This window comes from Stappia sp. (assembly GCF_965276915.1).
In the GTDB taxonomy this organism is placed as follows: domain Bacteria; phylum Pseudomonadota; class Alphaproteobacteria; order Rhizobiales; family Stappiaceae; genus Stappia.
The window spans coordinates 4,812,119-4,826,712 of the sequence record NZ_OZ255709.1 but is presented as its reverse complement, the minus strand read 5'-3'; the positions used below and the strand labels follow the sequence as shown (position 1 = coordinate 4,826,712).

Genomic DNA, 14,594 nt, shown 5'->3' with positions numbered 1-14,594 from the left:
TTTGCGTTAAGTCATTCGACGTGCAAACCTTTTGCCGTGCACACCCCATCGCGGTGTAGAGGCGGCCCGCCAATCGTCAGGTCTGGGAGGACCCGGCGGGACGCCAAAGAACAAGTCTGGGAGGACACCATGATCCGCACTTTTGCCGGAGCCCTTGCGGCTCTTGCCCTTTCCGCAGGCGTTGCCACCGCCGAATTTCCGGAGCGCGAGCTGCTGGGCGTCGTGATGTGGGGCGCAGGCGGGGCCACCGACACGGTCGCCCGCGCCATCAACCCGGCCGCCGAGGCCGCGCTCGGCAAGCCGATCGTGGTGCTCAACAAGTCGGGCGGCGCCGGCGCCATCTCGACCGCGTATGTGAACGCCGCGCCGGGTGACGGCTACACGTTCCTGTACGGTGCCGAGAACCCGCAGCTGCATCCGGTGATGGGCGTTGGCAAGCTCGACTATTCGAACTTCTATCCGGTCAACATCCTGGGGCGCGGCGTTGCCGTGGTGGTCGTGCCGGAAGGCTCGAAGTACAAGACGTTCGGCGAACTGATGGACGACATCAAGGCCAATCCGGGCAGCGTCAAGATGGGCTCGACCGGCCCCGGCGGCCTGCCCTCGACGGTGAGCGCCCTGATTTCCAATTCCGCGCCCTTCGACGTCATCGCGATCCCCTTCGACGGCGAGGGCCCCGGCCTGACGGCGATGCTGGGCGGCGAGGTCGACTTCATGCCGTCCGGCCTTTCGGCGGCGGCCGAGCAGATCAAGGCGGGCAAGATGCGCGCGCTCGCCGTGGTCAACGACGCTCCCGTCGACACCTTGCCGGGCGTGCCGGCGGTCACCGAGACCCTTCCCGGGATGGCAAGCTACCTGCCGTGGGGGCCGTTCTACGGTGTGTTCGTCAAGAAGGACACGCCGGACGACGTGAAGGCGAAGCTGGTCGCAGCGTTTGCGACGGCAGCTGAAAGCGCCGAGTTCCAGACGCTGATGGCCAATCGCGGCAACGTGATGATGAACATCTCCGGCGAGGAGGCCGAGACCTTCCTCGTCAAGTGGCAGCAGGTCACGGCCTGGGCCCTGCAGGACACGGGCGGCGCCAAGGTCAGCCCGGAGAGCCTCGGAATTCCGCGTCCGTAAGCCTGCCTGCGGCCGGGTTCCCACGCGCCCGGCCGCGGTTCCATCTTGTCCGGGAGGAAGACCCATGTCCACGCAGGCTTCGCGGCGGCCGGGAGAACTCGCCTTCGCCGTCCTCATGCTCGCCTTCAGCCTCTGGCTGCTTTGGGAAGCCACCAGGATCTCGGGCTTCTCGGGCCTCTCGACGCCGGGCGTCTTTCCGATGCTGGCAAGCGGCCTGATGGTCGTGTCGGCGCTGGCGATCCTGCGCAAGGCCGCTGGCCGGCGCGCTGCCGACGGGGGCTTGCGCCGCTTCGTGGCGGAGATCACGCCGCTTCGGCAGGTGGTGATGCTGGCGCTGGTCGGTGCCTATGTGGCGACGATGCCCTGGCTCGGATTCGTTCCCGCCTCCGGTCTGTTTCTCTTTCTCGGCATCCAGTTTCTCTGGCGGCGGAACATCGTGCTGACGGCGGCGATCACCGCCCTGTCGCTCGGTGCGATCTACCTGCTCTTCCGCGTGATCTTCCAGGTCGTTTTGCCCAAGGGCACGCTGCTGCCGGGGCTGTTCTGAGATGGTCGAGGTTCTGGGATACCTGACGATCTCCTGGTTCGACCCCTGGCTCCTGATGCTGACGGCGGCGGGAACGCTGGCCGGCATCTATGTCGGCGCGATCCCCGGCCTTTCGGTCACGATGGCCGCCTCGATCCTGATCTCCTTCACCTTCAAATGGAACGTGAACGATGCCCTTGCGCTGATCGCCGGCGTCTATATCGGCGGCGTCTACGGCGGCTCGCGCACCGCGATCCTGCTCAACATTCCCGGCGCGCCGAGCGCGATCGCCACCGCGCTTGACGGCTATCCGATGGCGCAGCGCGGCGAGGCGGGGGAAGCGATCGGCCTGACCACCATCATGTCCGTCTTCGGCGGCTTCGTCGGCATTCTCGCGCTGGCCCTTTTTGCGCCGCTGCTCTCCGATTTCGCGCTGAAGTTCACCTCGCGCGACTACCTGCTGCTGGCGATGATCGGCATTCTGCTCGTTGGCACGCTGTCGGGCGAGAGCTTCGCCAAGGGCGTGTTCGCCGGGGCGCTCGGTGTGCTCATCGGCATGGTCGGCCTCGATCCGATGACGGCGGAGGGGCGCTTCACCTTCGACACGATCACGCTGATGGGCGGCATCCCCTATGTGGTGGCGATGATCGGGTTCTTCGGCGTGGCGGAGGCCTTTGTCCAGCTGCACAATCTCGACCTGCCGGCGGTGAAGCAGAAGATCGACCGGGTCATTCCCCGGTTCTCGGACATCCGTCGCTATTTCAAGCTGGCACTGCGGGCCTCCGGCATCGGTACGGTGATCGGCGCGCTGCCGGGCACCGGCGGCGACATTGCCGCGCTGCTTGCCTATGACGATGCCAAGCGGGTGACCAAGGACCCGGACGTGCCTTTCGGCGAAGGCGCGAAGGAAGGGCTGATCGCCCCGGAAGCGGCCAACAACGCGGCCGTCGGCGGGGCCTTCGTGCCGATGCTGACGCTCGGCATCCCGGGCGATGCGGTCACCGCCGTGATCATCGGGGCGCTGTTCATCCACGGGCTGAAGCCGGGGCCGCTGCTGCTCGTCGAGACGCCGCACCTGTTCTGGTTCACGGTCGGAAACCTGGCGCTCGCCAATGTCTTCCTGCTGATCTTCGGACTGACCGGCATCCGCATCTTCACGAAGATCGTCGAGTGCCCGAAAGCGATCCTGATCCCGCTGATCGTCATTCTCTCGGCGGTCGGCTCCTATGCCATCCAGAACAATCCGGTCGACATCTACTGGATGCTGCTTTTCGGCGTCTTCGGCTATTTCCTGAAAGTGTACGGCTTCCAGGTGGGGCCGGTCATTCTCGGGGTCATTCTCGGGCCGATGATGGATGCCAATTACCGGCGGGCGATGATCGGAGCGCGCAACGACCTTGGCACCTTCGCTTGGGATTTCGTCTCGCACCCGATCTCGCTTGTCCTGCTGATCGCCTTTCTGGCGCTGCTTTTGTCGCAGACGCCGGCGGGCGGCTGGATACGGACCTTGCTGCAACGCAGACAGGCGAGTGGCGGCGAGGCGGGTTAGGTCACCGCCGCCGCCCTCGCCGATGCCCCGGGGCACGACCTTATGAAGCAAAGAGCCCGCATAGCGGTTGTCGGGGCCGGCAAGATCGGCCTTGTCCACATGGCGCATGTCATGCGGGAAGGCGAGCTCGCGGGCGTGGTCGATCCCTCGCCCGAAGCCCGTGACGTCGCCGCGACGCTCGAGGCGGCCTGGTTTTCCTCGCTGGGCGAGATGCTTTGCGAAATGCGCCCGGACGGCGTGGTCGTGGCGACCCCCAACCGCTTGCACGTGCCGCAGGCGCTTGAATGCGTCGCCGCCGGGGTTCCGGTGCTGGTGGAAAAGCCGCTCGCCGACACGCCCGCCGCCGCGCGCGACCTGGTGCGCGCCGCGCGCGAGGCGCGCGTGCCGCTGCTTGTCGGCCATCACCGGCGCCACAATCCGCTGATTTCAGCCGCGCGGGCACAGATCGAGGCGGGGGCGATCGGCCGGCTCGTTGCCGTCAGCGCCCAGTGCTGGTTTCGCAAGCCGGACAGCTATTTCGACATCCCCTGGCGCACCCAGCCGGGCGCCGGGCCGATGCTGACCAACCTGATCCACGACATCGACCTGATGCGCCACCTGTGCGGCGACGTTGCGGCGGTGCAGGCGCAACAGGCCTCGATCGCCCGCGGCCACGCGGTCGAGGACACGGCGGCCGTCATCCTGCGCTTTTGCAGCGGCGCGCTGGCGACGATGACCGTCTCCGACGCGGTTGTCGCGCCCTGGAGCTGGGAGCTGACGGCGGGCGAGAACCCCGATTATCCCAGAACCTCCGCCGCCTGCTACACGATCGGGGGAACCGCCGGGTCGCTGTCGCTGCCCGATCTGGGGCTCTGGCATTACGAAGGCGAGGCCGACTGGGGCCAACCGATCTCGCGCAAGGCCCTGACCCGCCAGGGCGGCGACCCGCTGGCCCTGCAGATGCGCCATTTCTGCCAGGTGGCGCTGGGCCGGGCGGAGCCGCTTGTGCCCGGCGAGGAAGGACTGGCAACGCTCGAAGTCCTCGATGCCATCCGGCAAGCGGCCGCAAGCGGCCGGCAGGTGAGCCTTCTTTCCGTTGGCAGCGACCCCGATCTCCCGCACAGCGAGGCCCGTGCATCATGAAAACGTCCATCGCAACCGTTTCGATCAGCGGCGACTTCCGGGAGAAACTGGCGGCGATCTCGGCCGCCGGTTTCGACGGGCTCGAGATTTTCGAGAACGACTTCCTTGCCTTCGACGGACGTCCGCGCGATGTCGGCGAGATGGTCAGGGACGCGGGGCTGGAGATCACGCTGTTCCAGCCGTTCCGCGATTTCGAGGGCATGCCGGAACCGCACCGCACGCGCGCGTTCGACCGGGCGGAGCGCAAGTTCGACCTGATGCAGGAACTGGGCACCGAGCTGATGCTCGTGTGTTCCAACGTGTCGAGCGTGGCGCTTGGCGGCATCGACCGGGCGGCCGGGGACTTTGCCGAACTGGGCGCGCGCGCCGCGGCGCGGGGCTTGCGCGTCGGCTACGAGGCGCTGGCCTGGGGGCGGCATGTCAACGACCACCGCGATGCCTGGGAGATCGTGCGAAGGGCCGGTCACGACAGCGTCGGTCTCATTCTCGACAGCTTCCATACGCTGGCGCGCAAGACCGACGTGAACACGATCCGCTCGATCCCGGGCGACCGCATCTTCCTCGTGCAGCTTGCCGACGCGCCCTTGATCGACATGGACCTGCTCTACTGGAGCCGGCATTTCCGCAACATGCCCGGCGAAGGGGACCTTGCCGTCACCGACTTCATGCGGGCGGTGGCCGCGACCGGCTATGACGGAGTGCTGTCGCTGGAGATCTTCAACGACCAGTTCCGCGGCGGGTCGCCGAAATCCATCGCCGTCGACGGGCACCGGTCGCTGGTCTACCTGATGGACCAGGTGCGGCGGCTGGAGCCGGACATTCGCATCGAGGTGACCGAAATGCCCGACCGCATCGAGGTCGAGGGCATCGAGTTCGTCGAGTTTGCCGCCGACGAGGCGGAGGCCGAGGTGCTGGCGGGCATGTTCGAGGCGCTCGGCTTTGCGCATATCGGACGGCACGTCTCCAAGGACGTTACCCTCTGGCGCCAGGGCGGCATCAACCTTGTCATCAACACGGAGCGGGAAGGATTTTCGCACTCCTCCTATCTCGTCCACGGCACGTCGGTCTGCGATATCGGACTGAAGGTCGCCGATGCCGCTGCCACCGTGACCCGGGCTCGGGCGCTCGGGGCCGACACGTTCGAGCAGCCGGCAGGTCCGGGGGAGCTGAAGATCCCGGCGATCCGCGGCGTCGGCGGCGGCGTGATGCATTTCATCGACGACACGGCGGAACTGGCACGGGTCTGGGAGACCGAGTTCCGGCCGCTGGCGGCGGGGAAGGAGGAGCCTTCCGCCGGCCTTACCCGCATCGACCATCTGGCGCAGACGATGAACTACGAGGAGATGCTGACCTGGATGCTGTTCTACACGTCGATCTTCGCCACGCGGAAGACGCCCATGGTCGATGTGGTCGACCCGGCCGGGCTCGTGCGAAGCCAGGCGATCGAGACGGCGGACGGTAATCTGCGCATCACGCTCAACGGGGCGGAGAACAGGCGCACGCTTGCGGGCCGCTTCATCGCCGAAAGCTTCGGCTCGGCCGTGCAGCATATCGCCTTCGCCACCGACGACATCTTCGTCAGCGCCGCCGCGCTCGAGGCGAAGGGGTTCAGGGCACTGGAGATCTCGCGCAACTATTATGACGACCTGGAAGCGCGGTTCGGCCTCGATCCAGACTTCGCCGAACGCCTGCGGGTGCGGAACATTCTCTACGACCGGGACGGAGAGGGAGAGTATTTCCAGCTCTACAGCCCCAATTACGGGGAAGGGTTCTTCTTCGAGGTTGTCGAGCGGCGTGGCGGATACAAGGGCTACGGCGCGGCCAACGCCCAGTTCCGGATCGCCGCCCAGAAGCGGCAACTGCGCTCCGACACGATCCCGCGGTGCTGAGCCGGGTCCCGCCGGCAAGCCTTCTCGGGCCAACCTTCTCAGGCAAGCATCCTGGTGTCGCCGCACACGGAAATCGCCTGGCCCGAAATCGTCCGGCCGTGCTCGCTCGCCAGGAAGAGGACCTGGCCGGCGATCTGGCGCGGCGTGACGTATTCGCGGATGGACGTGTAGGAGAAGGCCTCCGCCTCGACTTCGGAGAAGGACTGCCCGCGCCGCTGGGCCTTGGCCTCCAGGACGCGCCGCTGCCGATCGCCGGCGACCAGCCCCGGCAGCACGGCATTGACGCGCACGCCGTCCGGGCCGAGCTCTATGGCGAGCGACTTGGTCAGCCCGATCACGCCCCATTTCGCCGCCGCGTAAGGGGTTCGCATGGCAAAGCCCAGCCGGCCGGCAAGCGAGGAAAGGTTGATCATCGAGGCGCTGTCGCTCTGCCGCAGCAGGGGGGCTGCGAGACGGGCGAAATTGAACTGTCCCGTCAGGCACACGGCAAGGCAGCGGTCCCAGTCCTCGGGTGCGACGTCGTCGATGCGCGCGGTCGGACCGGCGATGCCGGCATTGTTGACCAGCACGTCGAGCCCGCCGAGCGCGGCCGTCGCCTCCTGGAAAAAGCGGGCGACGCTCTCCCGGTCGGAGACGTCGCAATGGCGCGCGGAGAGCGCCGGGTCGCTCGACGAAAGGGCGGCAAGCGCGTCGTCGTCGACGTCGCAGACCCAGACCCTGGCGCCCTCCTCGACAAAGGCACGGGCTATTTCCAGGCCGATGCCGGCAGCCCCGGCGGTGACGATCACGCGCCGGTCTTGAAGGTTGAGGTCCATTCTCGGGTTCTCCTGGATCAGGACGGCAGCTTGTTCTGGCGTTCGATGAAGCGCGCGGCGGCGTCGATGTCGCGGGCGATGGCCGCGCGGGCGGCCGCCGGATCGCGGTTGCGGATGGCGTCCAATGCCTCCGCGTGGCAGATGGTGGCGATGCCCGATTCGAGCCGGTCGGGGTTCTCGCGCAGGTCGAGGTTAAGCACCGGGCCGACGCGCAGCCAGAGCGCCTGGACGATCTCCAGCAGGGTCGGCGAGTGGGCCGCCGCATAGATCTCGAAATGCAGCTGCTGGTTCCGCTGGACGGCATTGGAGACATCCTGCGGCCTGGCGCTGCTCAGGTCGCGGAAGGCGCCCTCCGCCGCCTCGATCGCCTTCAGATCCTCGGCCGTGCGGTTTTCGGCGGCGAGTGCCGCGGCGAAGCCTTCGATCTCGATCCGGACCCTGGTGATGTCGCGGAACTTCTGGACATTCATCACCGGCACCGTGGCGGCGCGGTTTCGGGAGACCTCGAGCGCGCCCGTTGCCGCCAGCCGGCTGACCGCCTCGCGCACCGGCGTCATCGAGACGCCGAAGGCTTCGGCGATCTCGCGGATCGACAGGCGTTCTCCCGGCGCGATCTGGCCGGATATCAACAGGCCGCTGAGTTGCCGGAAGGTCTGGTCGCCCAGGGTGGGCGGGACGAGCAACGGTGTTTCGTTCACGAGTGCGTCGGGCATGGGTTCCCTAGAAATCTCTCGACAGGTGGTGGTTTATAGCACAAGATAAACTGTGATCACAGATTACAGATCACATAACGCGACAAAGATCGTGACCAGGCCCTGATCGGATCCATGTGGAGGAGCGAATGACCAAGGTATCGACCATTTCACGCCGGCGGCTGCTGCAGGCCGGCGCAGGCGCGGCGGCATTCACGCTGGCTGCCCCGCCGATCCTGCGTGCGCAGGACGTGCTTCGTTTCGGGCATCTGACGCCGCGCACCGGCTTTCTCGGACCGCTTGGCGAATATGCCGCGATGGCCTCGAAGCTTGCCGTCGACGAGATCAACGCGGCCGGCGGCGTGCTGGGCCGGCCGATCGAGTTGCTGCAGGAAGATTCGGTGAACCCGCAAACCGCCTCGACCAAGGCGGAACGCATGATCGAGCGGGACAAGGTCGCGTGCATTGTCGGTGAAATCTCGTCCGCCTCGGGGCTGGCCATCGGTCAGGTCGCGCAGCGCACCGGCACCTTGTTCATGAATACCGGCTGCAACTCCGACGCCCTGCGCGGTTCGGACTGCCAGAAGTTCATGTTCCACATCGAGGCGCAGAACTCGATGTATGTGAAGTCCATCGGCCAGTATTACGTCCGCGAAGGGCTGGTCAACGGCAAGTCGTGGTACTCGATGACCGCCGACTACGCCTTCGGCCACGACCTTCTCAAGGTCGCCAAGCGCTTCATGGAAGCCAATGGCGGCAGCTTCGCCGGCTCCGCCCTGGTGCCGACGGATGCGACCGACTTTTCGGCCTATCTGCTGGAGATCCGCGCTGCAAAGCCCGATCTCGTGATCCTCAATCTCGCCGGACAGCAGACCACCAACTTCTTCAAGCAGTATGCCGAGTTCGGCCTCGACTTCCCGCTTGGCGGGTTCGGTTTCGACATGGCACTGGCCTGGGCTGCCGGCAAGGGCAACTTCGTCGGGTCGTGGCCGTCGGTCTGGCACCATCTGGTGGACACGGACGGCAGCCGCGCCTTCGTCAGCGCCTTCACCGAGCGACACGGCAAGCCGCCGGAGAACCAGGCCTGGGGCGACTACAACGCCATCAAGATCATCGCCCAGTCGATGCAGGAGACCGGCTCCACCGACAGTGCCGACATCGTCAGGCATCTGGAAAGCGGCGCGACCTTCGATGTGCTGAAGACGCGCGAAGGCTATTTCCGGGCGAGCGACCACCAGTTCATGAACGAGATGTACGGCATCACCGCGCTGCCGGCCGATCAGGTCAAGAACCAGTGGGACATCTTCACCTCGTCCGAGGCGGTGCCCGGAAAGGACGAGAGCCTGGAGCTGATCGCCGCCACCGGCGACGAGAACGCCTGCACCTTCCCGGGCTGATCTTCCTCCCCCGGCGCCGGCCGCCTGCCCCCGGGCGGCCGGCGCAACGGGTTTCCTACCGGAGCGCGCTTCCCCATGCTCTTTGTCATGCAGCTGCTGAACGGCCTTCTCGACGGCGTCTATTACCTCCTGATCGCCCTCGGCCTTTCGCTGATCTTCTCGCTCGGCGGCATCATCAACCTGGCACATGGCGCCTTCTACGCGATCGGCGCCTACCTGACGCTGGTGATCGCGCCGAGGCTCGGCTTCGGCGGCGCGCTCGTCGTCTCGCCGGTGCTTGTCGCCATGCTGGGCATGCTGGTGGAACGGTTCCTCTTCACCCGCTACTACCGACTCGACCCGCTCTATTCGCTGCTTCTGACCTTCGGCCTTGCCATGGTCGCGGAGCAGTCGCTGCGCATGATCTTCGGAGCCGCGCCACTGTCCTATTCGATACCGGATCTGCTGCGGGGCCAGGTCTTCATCGGCGACTTCATCTACTCGCGCTACCGGGTGTTCCTGATCGTGATCGCGGCGGCCTGCGTCGGCGGGCTCTGGCTGCTCCTTGAAAGGACCGCCTTCGGCCGGGTGGTGCGCGCCGGTGTGCAGGATCCCGACATGGTGGGGGCGCTCGGCATCTCGCTGCGGCCCTACATGGCGGCCGTCGCCGGTCTGGGTATCGGGCTTGCCGGCCTTGCCGGCGTGCTGCTTGCGCCGATCTACACGATCCACCCGGCGATGGGCGCGGAGATCCTGACCCCGGCCTTCGTGGTCGTCGTCATCGGCGGCCTCGGCTCGTTCTGGGGCGTGGTGCTTGCCGCGCTGCTGGTCGGTCTCGTCAAGGGCGCGATGGTGGGGCTGGGCTTTTCCGCCTTCTCGACCGCCGCGATCTACTTCCTGATGCTCGCGATCCTGCTCCTGCGTCCGCGCGGACTGTTCGGCGAGCGCATCACCCGCTTCGAGTGACCCCCATGCAGAGATACATGCCTCTTGTCGCCGCCGCGGCCGGCCTCGTCGTCATGCCCTTCCTGCTCTTGTCGATCGGCCTGACGATGACATCGGCCGCCGAAGTGGTGATCTTCGCCATCGCCTGCATGGCGCTCAACGTCCTCACCGGACATACCGGCCTCGTCTCCTTCGGCCATGGCGCCTGGTTCGGCTTTGCCGCCTATGCGGCCGGCATCGCACAGCGGTCGCTGTTTCCCGAAAGCTTCTGGGGACCGGCGCTGATCGGCGTGGGCGCGACGGCCGTCGTCGCGACGGTGTTCGGCTTCCTGATCCTGCGCCGGCGCGGCGTCTACTTCTCGCTGCTGACACTGGCGCTGTCGGCGATGCTCTACGTCATCGCCTTCCGCTGGACCGAGGTCACGGGCGGCGAGAACGGCCTGGGCGGCATCACCCGGCCGGCCTTTGCCGGCATGGATTTCGAGGCGCCGGGGAACTATTACCTGCTTGTCGCCGGCATCGGTTTTGCCATCGTCTACCTGCTCTGGCGGCTCTATCATTCCCCGCTCGGCTCCGTGCTGGTGGCGATCCGGGAGAACGAGCAGCGGGCCCGCTTTCTCGGCTATCGTACCAACCGCTACAAGCTGGCGGCCTTCGTCACATCGGCCAGCATCACCGGGCTTGCCGGCATCCTGCTGCTCTACAAGAACCGGATGACCTCGGCCGAGCCGATCAGCGTGATCTTTTCCGGCGAACTGCTTGCCATGGTCGTGATCGGCGGCATGCGCAGCTTTGTCGGGCCGATGATCGGGGCGCTGTTCTATGTGCTGTTCCGCGAGTTCCTGTCGATCTACACGCCGAACTGGCTGTTCTGGTTCGGGCTCCTGTTCGTCGGCTTCGTGGTGTTCTCGCCGGACGGGCTGACGGGCGTCTGGCAAAGGGTCTGGCGGATGATCCGCCCCGCGCCCGAGGTCGAGGCGGCGATGGCCGGCCGCAAGATCGAGGAGCGACCCCTGCCGGTTCACCTGCGCCCCGGCACGCCGGTGGAAGGTCCCGCGCTGGAGGCGCATGGCATATCCAAGGCGTTCGGCGCGCTGCAGGCCGTGGACGGGGTGACCCTGAAGGTCGCCGACCGTTCGCTGCATGCCCTGATCGGGCCGAACGGCGCGGGCAAGACGACGGCGTTCAACCTGATGTCGGGCATGATCGCGCCGGACACGGGCCATGTTTCCGTGATGGGCAGGCCGGTGGCCAGCGGCAGCCCGGAGGCGGCGGCGGAACTGGGGATCGGACGGTCGTTCCAGATCACCAACCTCTTCCCCGATCTCAGCGTCGAGGAAAACATTCGCCTCGCCGTCCAGGCGCGCAGCCCGGGAAGCTTCAATTCGTGGCGACCGACGGGCGACTATCCCGCGACGCTGGCGGAGGCGCGCGAGCTGATCGACTGGCTCGGCCTTGCGGGCATGGAAAAGGCGCAGGCCGGATCGCTCTACTATGGCGGCCAGCGGCTTCTCGATCTCGGGCTGGCGCTTGCCGCAAAGCCCCGGATCCTGTTGCTTGACGAACCGCTTGCCGGGCTTGCGGCGGCCGAACGTGTCCGGGTCGGCGACCTGATCAAGACGATTTCGCGCGAGATGCCGGTCCTGCTGGTCGAGCATGACATCGACCGGGTGTTCCAGCTCGCCGACGCGGTGACGGTGATGAACGAGGGGCGGGTGCTGCTCGACGGCGACGCGCAAAGCGCCAGCACCTCACCGGTGGTGCAGGAGGTCTACATCGGTGCCGGCAACGCCGCCATCGCCGCGCGGCCGCGCGAAAGTGCCGCGTCCGCCGACGTGTTGCTCAAGGTGGAAGGGCTCAACACCCATTATGGCAAGAGCCATATCCTGGGGGACGTGAGCTTCGAGCTGCACAATCACGAGATCATGGCGCTGCTCGGCCGCAACGGCGCGGGCAAGTCGACGATGCTCAAGTCCCTGATCGGCATCGCGCCGGTCAGTTCCGGGTCGATCACGCTCGGGGAAACCGATATCGCGTCCTGGCCTGCCTCGGAAAAGGCGCGCGCGGGGATCGGCTATGTGCCGCAGGGCCGGGGGCTCTTCGCCGGCATGTCGGTGCGCCACAACCTGGAACTGGGACGTCTGAAGCGGCGCACGGGCGCCGGCAGCCACTGGGACGAAGAGAAGATATTCGAGTTCTTCCCCCGCATCCGCGAGCGGCTGGAGACACCGGCCGACATGCTGTCGGGCGGCGAGCAGCAAATGGTCGCGGTTGCCCGGGCCCTGTCGGGCGACACCAAGCTGCTGCTGCTCGACGAGCCGTTCGAGGGGCTGGCTCCGGCCGTGGTCGAACAGTTGTTCGAGAGCTTCGACCGGCTGCGCAAGGAAGTCTCGATCATCATCGTCGACCACAATCTCGATCTCGCGCTGGCGCTTTCCGACCGCACCGTCGCGCTCGAGCGCGGCCGCGTCATCCACCAGGGTCCGTCGGCGGCCCTCAGGGACGATTTCGACCTCAGGCGCAAGGTGCTGTGGTTGTAGACCGGACGGAAGGAGAGGGTTTTCCGCCCGCATGCTCCTTTGGCCTATTAGACTCAACGATATATGCGGCCCGGCCCGATTCGCGGCCGGCCATGGTGATGCGGGAGTTTGACGAATGACAAAAGCATCGATCGTCGGCGCCGGGCTGATCGGCCGGGCATGGGCCGTGGTCTTCGCGCGGGCCGGCCGGGAGGTTTCCGTCTGGGACCCGGACGAAGCGACCCGCTCGGGGTTCGCGGCGGCCGTCACTGCTGATCTCGACGTCCTGGAGCGCGCCGAACTGGTTGCGGACGCGAAGGCCATTGCCGCGCGGATCACGGTGGCCGAAACGCTGGACGCGTGCCTTTCCGGCACGAGTTTCGTCCAGGAGAACGGACCGGAGAAGGTCGAGGTCAAGACCGCGCTCTTCCGCGAACTCGACAGGCTGGCGCCGCCCGACGCGATCCTGGCCTCGTCCACGTCGGCGATTGTCGCTTCGCTGTTCACAGAGGGTCTGGCCGGCAGGGGACGCTGCCTCGTCGGGCATCCGGTCAATCCGCCGCATCTCATTCCCCTGGTCGAGGTCTGCGGCGCGCCGTGGACGGATCCGGCCGTGGTGGAACGGGCGGTGGAGGTCTACCGGGCCGTCGGCCAGACCCCGGTCACAGTTCACAAGGAAATGGAAGGCTTCGTCCTCAACCGGTTGCAGGGCGCGCTGCTGGCCGAGGCGTTCCGGCTGGTGGAGGAAGGCGTCATCGGTGCCGAGGATCTCGACCTGACGCTGACCGACGGCCTTGCCCGGCGCTGGTCCTTCATCGGGCCGCTGGCGACGATCGAGCTGAACGCGCCCGGCGGCATTCCCGATTACTGCGCCCGCTACACGGGCTTCTACAAGCGCCTTGCCGCCAGCCCGGCCGGGCCTGAAGTTTACGAGGAGGCGCAGGTCGCGCGGCTGCTCGAGAGCTGGCCGCATGCGGCCGAGCCGGAGCGTCTTGCCGCCCGCGCCGCCTGGCGCAACACCCGTCTGGCCGCGCTTGCGGCCCATCTTGCCGAGGCCCCGAAGGCCGGTTGAGGAGTTCGAGAATGAAGAAGAAAGTCATCATCACCTGCGCGGTGACCGGTGCGATCCACACCCCGTCCATGTCGCCGGCGCTGCCGGTGACGCCGCAGGAGATCATCGACGCGGCGCTGGGCGCGGCGGAGGCGGGCGCGGCGATCATCCATCTGCACGCACGCGACCCCGAGACCGGCAAGCCGGACCAGAGCCCGGAAGGGTTCGCGGCCTTCCTGCCGACCATCAAGCAGGGGACCAATGCGGTCCTGAACCTGACCACGGGCGGAGCGCCCTACATGAAGGTGGCCGAGCGGGTGGAGCCGGCCCGCAAGTACCGGCCGGAGGTTGCCTCGCTGAACATGGGTTCGATGAATTTCGGCCTGTTCGGGATGCTCGACCGCTTCAAGGACTTCAAGCATGATTGGGAGAAGGAGCATCTGGGCAACCGCGACATCGTCTTCCGCAACAGCTTCCAGGACATCGCCTTCGTCCTGGACACCTTGAGCGAGGCCGGTACCCGCTTCGAGTTCGAATGCTACGACGTCTCGCATCTCTACAACCTTGCCCATTTCCTCGACAAGGGACAGGTGAAGACGCCGCTGCTGGTGCAGACCGTGTTCGGCCTGCTGGGCGGCATCGGCGCGCATCCCGAGGATGTCATGCACATGAAGCGCACCGCCGACCGGCTGTTCGGCGACCAGTATGTCTGGTCGGTGCTGGGAGCCGGGCGCAACCAGCTCCCGATCGCGGCGACGGCTGCGGCCATGGGCGGCAACATCCGCGTCGGTCTCGAGGATTCGCTCTGGTCCGGTCCGGGCACGTTCGCGAAATCGAATGCCGAGCAGGTGGAGAAGGCCAAGCAGATCATCCACGGCCTCGGCCTGGAGGTGGCAACGCCCGACGAGGCGCGCGAGATCCTGCATCTCAAGGGCGGTGACCAGGTCGCTTTCTGACCAGACCGCCTTTCGGGTGCGCCCGGCATGAG

At 66.7% G+C, this 14,594-nt stretch carries 12 protein-coding genes; 10 read left to right on the top strand and 2 right to left on the bottom strand.

Going from position 1 to position 14,594, the window contains the following annotated elements; genetic code table 11:
• Nucleotides 1–129 precede the first annotated feature (129 nt).
• The 5 genes from ACQY46_RS22550 to ACQY46_RS22530 all read left to right on the top strand — a co-directional run bounded on the left by ACQY46_RS22550 (nt 130) and on the right by ACQY46_RS22530 (nt 6,208).
• Nucleotides 130–1,122, top strand: coding sequence for a tripartite tricarboxylate transporter substrate binding protein (locus ACQY46_RS22550; RefSeq protein ID WP_428698199.1), 993 nt, complete (start codon nt 130–132; stop codon nt 1,120–1,122).
• 64 nt (nt 1,123–1,186) lie between these two features.
• Nucleotides 1,187–1,669: a tripartite tricarboxylate transporter TctB family protein gene (locus ACQY46_RS22545; protein WP_428698198.1), complete on the top strand. Its 483-nt coding sequence runs from the start codon at nt 1,187–1,189 to the stop codon at nt 1,667–1,669.
• Between the two features lies 1 nt (nt 1,670).
• Nucleotides 1,671–3,197 (top strand): tripartite tricarboxylate transporter permease, encoded by a 1,527-nt coding sequence (locus ACQY46_RS22540; RefSeq protein WP_428698197.1) that lies wholly within the window; start codon nt 1,671–1,673, stop codon nt 3,195–3,197.
• 42 nt (nt 3,198–3,239) lie between these two features.
• Nucleotides 3,240–4,319, top strand: coding sequence for a Gfo/Idh/MocA family protein (locus ACQY46_RS22535; RefSeq protein WP_428698196.1), 1,080 nt, complete (start codon nt 3,240–3,242; stop codon nt 4,317–4,319).
• Nucleotides 4,316–6,208 carry a bifunctional sugar phosphate isomerase/epimerase/4-hydroxyphenylpyruvate dioxygenase family protein gene (locus tag ACQY46_RS22530; RefSeq protein ID WP_428698195.1) on the top strand — a complete coding sequence of 631 codons (1,893 nt, stop codon included), beginning with the start codon at nt 4,316–4,318 and terminating at the stop codon, nt 6,206–6,208. Before ACQY46_RS22535 ends, ACQY46_RS22530 begins: the two co-directional genes overlap by 4 nt.
• A gap of 38 nt (nt 6,209–6,246) precedes the next feature.
• Here ACQY46_RS22530 and ACQY46_RS22525 read toward each other — a convergent pair whose 3' ends face one another.
• On the bottom strand, nt 6,247–7,023 hold the full coding sequence (locus ACQY46_RS22525; RefSeq protein ID WP_428698194.1) for an SDR family oxidoreductase: 777 nt from the start codon (nt 7,021–7,023) through the stop codon (nt 6,247–6,249).
• Nucleotides 7,024–7,040: 17 nt separating this feature from the next.
• Nucleotides 7,041–7,736 carry a GntR family transcriptional regulator gene (locus ACQY46_RS22520; RefSeq protein WP_428698193.1) on the bottom strand — a complete coding sequence of 232 codons (696 nt, stop codon included), beginning with the start codon at nt 7,734–7,736 and terminating at the stop codon, nt 7,041–7,043.
• 128 nt (nt 7,737–7,864) lie between these two features.
• Between ACQY46_RS22520 and ACQY46_RS22515 the strand changes: the two genes are divergently transcribed.
• The 5 genes from ACQY46_RS22515 to ACQY46_RS22495 all read left to right on the top strand — a co-directional run bounded on the left by ACQY46_RS22515 (nt 7,865) and on the right by ACQY46_RS22495 (nt 14,562).
• Nucleotides 7,865–9,112, top strand: a complete 1,248-nt coding sequence (locus ACQY46_RS22515; RefSeq protein WP_428698192.1) for an ABC transporter substrate-binding protein — start codon at nt 7,865–7,867, stop codon at nt 9,110–9,112.
• A gap of 75 nt (nt 9,113–9,187) precedes the next feature.
• Nucleotides 9,188–10,057: a branched-chain amino acid ABC transporter permease gene (locus ACQY46_RS22510; RefSeq protein ID WP_428698191.1), complete on the top strand. Its 870-nt coding sequence runs from the start codon at nt 9,188–9,190 to the stop codon at nt 10,055–10,057.
• Between the two features lie 5 nt (nt 10,058–10,062).
• Complete coding sequence (locus ACQY46_RS22505; protein ID WP_428698190.1) at nt 10,063–12,576, top strand: ATP-binding cassette domain-containing protein; 2,514 nt, start codon at nt 10,063–10,065, stop codon at nt 12,574–12,576.
• 115 nt (nt 12,577–12,691) lie between these two features.
• Nucleotides 12,692–13,627 (top strand): 3-hydroxyacyl-CoA dehydrogenase, encoded by a 936-nt coding sequence (locus tag ACQY46_RS22500; RefSeq protein ID WP_428698189.1) that lies wholly within the window; start codon nt 12,692–12,694, stop codon nt 13,625–13,627.
• A gap of 11 nt (nt 13,628–13,638) precedes the next feature.
• Nucleotides 13,639–14,562 (top strand): 3-keto-5-aminohexanoate cleavage protein, encoded by a 924-nt coding sequence (locus ACQY46_RS22495; protein ID WP_428698188.1) that lies wholly within the window; start codon nt 13,639–13,641, stop codon nt 14,560–14,562.
• The last annotated feature ends 32 nt before the right edge of the window (nt 14,563–14,594 follow it).